This window comes from Sulfurimonas sp. NWX367 (genome assembly GCF_039667065.1).
GTDB lineage: Bacteria > Campylobacterota > Campylobacteria > Campylobacterales > Sulfurimonadaceae > Sulfurimonas > Sulfurimonas hydrogeniphila.
Genome location: NZ_JALCZM010000007.1, coordinates 1 through 3,530 on the forward strand (window position 1 = coordinate 1; position 3,530 = coordinate 3,530).

The 3,530-nt window shown below is 46.7% G+C and carries 2 rRNA genes; both read right to left on the reverse strand.

Features of this window, described 5'->3' with window-relative positions:
• Nucleotides 1-13 precede the first annotated feature (13 nt).
• Nucleotides 14-129 (reverse strand): 5S ribosomal RNA (gene rrf / locus MNY28_RS11725).
• Between the two features lie 214 nt (nucleotides 130-343).
• Nucleotides 344-3,236, reverse strand: a 23S ribosomal RNA gene (locus MNY28_RS11730).
• Between the last annotated feature and the right edge of the window lie 294 nt (nucleotides 3,237-3,530).

Sequence of the window (3,530 nt, forward strand, 5' to 3'; positions counted from 1 at the left end):
AAAAATCTGATCAACTAGGCAGCGACCTACATTCCCACAAGTGAAACCTGCAGTATTATCAGCGATGAGAGGCTTAGCTTCTGGGTTCGGAATGGGGCCAGGCGTTTCCCTCTCTCTATAGCCACCTAGACAAGATCAGATATAAAGACATCTGACTGATGTATTTATATCTGATCTTACAAGGACCAGTTGAGTGAGTTAATGATTGCTCATTAAGTTAGAATTGGTAAAATCAACAACAGCCGGCACTAAAGTACCGGTTCCAAATAACTACTAACATATCTCTTATTAGTATATATACACTAAATAAGGTAGTGAAGCAATTGTGTTCATTTAAGAACTTGGTAAAAAGACAAACGTACTATTAGTACTGGTCAGCTAAACACATTGCTGTGCGTACACATCCAGCCTATCAAGCTTGTAGTCTTCAAGCGTACTTCAGGGAACGTTCATCTTGGAGTTGGCTTCCCGCTTAGATGCTTTCAGCGGTTATCTCATCCGTGCGTAGCTACCCAGCTATGCCCTTGGCAGGACAACTGGTGCACCAGTGGCACGTCCAACCCGGTCCTCTCGTACTAGGGTCAGCTCTCCTCAACGTTCCTACGCCCACGGAAGATAGGGACCGAACTGTCTCACGACGTTCTGAACCCAGCTCGCGTACCGCTTTAAATGGCGAACAGCCATACCCTTGGGACCTGCTCCAGCCCCAGGATGCGATGAGCCGACATCGAGGTGCCAAACCTCCCCGTCGATGTGAGCTCTTGGGGGAGATCAGCCTGTTATCCCCGGCGTACCTTTTATCCTTTGAGCGATGGCCCTTCCACACAGAACCACCGGATCACTATGACCGTCTTTCGACTCTGCTCGACTTGTATGTCTCACAGTCAGTCCGGCTTATGCCATTATACTCTACGAAGGATTTCCAACCCTTCTGAGCCGAACTTTGTAAGCCTCCGTTACTTTTTAGGAGGCGACCGCCCCAGTCAAACTACCCACCAGACATTGTCCTCGCACGAGATAATCGTACGGAGTTAGCTATCAGAATATTCAAGGGTGGTATCTCAAGGATGCCTCCTCCAGAACTGGCGTCCTGGATTCAACGGCTCCCACCTATCCTGCACATGAATATCCCAATAGCAGTGTCAAGCTATAGTAAAGGTGCACGGGGTCTTTCCGTCTTTCCGCGGGTAGGAGGAATTTTCACCTCCACTACAATTTCACTGGATCCCTTGTTGAGACAGCTCCCATCTCGTTACGCCATTCATGCAGGTCGGTATTTAACCGACAAGGAATTTCGCTACCTTAGGACCGTTATAGTTACGGCCGCCGTTTACTCGGGCTTCAATTCATGCCTTCGCCGAAGCTAAGCAATCCTTTTAACCTTCGAGCACCGGGCAGGCGTCACACCCTATACATCCACTTACGTGTTAGCAGAGTGCTGTGTTTTTGGTAAACAGTCGGGAGGGACTCTTTGCTGCGACCCGTCAGTGCTTCTGGGAGTAAATCCCATAACACTTAGGGCACACCTTATACCGAAGATACGGTGCTAGTTTGCAGAGTTCCTTAACAAGGGTTCATCCACGCGCCTTAGAATACTCATCTCACCCACCTGTGTCGGTTTACGGTACGGGCAACATTACATCTCGTTTAGAGGCTTTTCTCGGCACGACAGTATCAAGGGTTCTGGTCGCTCTCCGAAAAGATTGACCAGCCTGTCAGATCTCGGTCTCATGTAGCGCGGATTTGCCTACGCTACGACCTACGTCCTTCGAGCCACTATTCCATCAGTGACCCCCTTTAACTCTATGCGTCCCCCCATCACTCAAACGATGTAATGTCGGTATCGGAATATTAACCGATTTGCCATCGTCTACCCCTTTCGGACTCGACTTAGGTCCCGACTAACCCTACGATGACGAGCATCGCGTAGGAAACCTTGGGTTTACGGCGAAGAAGATTCTCACTTCTTTTCTCGCTACTCATGCCTGCATGCTCACTTCCATCCGCTCCAGTACTCCTTACCGGTATACCTTCAGCGCTGAATGGAACGCTCTCCTACCACTTACAGTAAACTGTAAATCTAAAGCTTCGGTGTTTATCTTAGCCCCGTTATATTTTCGGCGCAGAATCGCTAGACCAGTGAGCTGTTACGCTTTCTTTAAAGGATGGCTGCTTCTAAGCCAACCTCCTGGTTGTCACAGCAACTCCACATCCTTTTCCACTTAGATAAAACTTTGGGACCTTAGCTGTTAGTCTGGGTTGTTCCCCTCTCGACATAGGATTTTATCACCCTACGCCTGACTCCCGAGGTTACACGTATAGTATTCGGAGTTTGATAGGGTTTGGTACCGCGGTAAGCAGCCCTAGCCCTGTCAGTGCTCTACCCCTATACGCTAATGCTCGAGGCTATACCTAAATATATTTCGGAGAGAACCAGCTATCACTGAGTTTGATTGGCCTTTCACCCCTATCCACAAGTCATCCCAAGAATTTTCAACTTCTACGGGTTCGGTCCTCCACTGGCTCTTACACCAGCTTCAACCTGCTCATGGATAGATCACTCAGTTTCGGGTCTGCAGCATCTGACTATGTCGCCCTATTAAGACTCGCTTTCGCTACGGCTTCTCGTTCGATTAACCTTGCCAGATACCACAACTCGCAGGCTCATTATGCAAAAGGCAGTCCGTCACACTTATTTAATAGTGCTCCGAATGATTGTAAGCCATAGGTTTCAGGTTCTATTTCACTCCGCTCACCGCGGTCCTTTTCACCTTTCCCTCACGGTACTTGTTCGCTATCGGTCTAGTAGTAGTATTTAGGGTTGGAGGGTGGTCCCCCCATATTCAGTCAAGATAACACGTGTCCCGACCTACTCGTTCCATACCTTAGTTCCACATAAATGTTTTCGCTTACGGGAGTATCACCCTCTATGCTCATCCTTTCCAGAATGTTCTGCTAACAAATATGCTAAATGTATGCGCCCTATTCCAATTTCGCTCGCCGCTACTCTCGGAATCTCGTTTGATTTCTCTTCCTTTGGGTACTGAGATGTTTCACTTCCCCAAGTTCGCCCCACCCGAAGGTGGTAACACGAATCGCTCCGTGCTGGGTCGCCCCATTCAGAAATTCCCGGATCAAAGCTTCTTGGCAGCTCCCCGAGACTTTTCGCAGCCTAGTACGTCTTTCATCGCCTCTACTAGCCAAGGCATCCACCTATGGCCCTTAATATCTTTTTATTCTATGTTGCGTTCACTACCTTATTTAATGTACGAATACATTAGATAAGATGAATGATCTGTTATTGTAGTTATTTAGTTTTTAATTATATCTCTATAATTAAAGTTGTTGACTTTAACAATTGTAATTTAATGATCGTTTGGTTTTTAAACCAAATATAAATTCTTATGACTTTAAGAACTTATATTTAATTTAGAAACTTGTTTCTTAGATGAGTTGTGCTTAAAAAAGAAGCGAAGCATACTTTAGTATGTGAGTTTCTTTTTTAAGTGCAAATCGCTAAGAAATGGTGG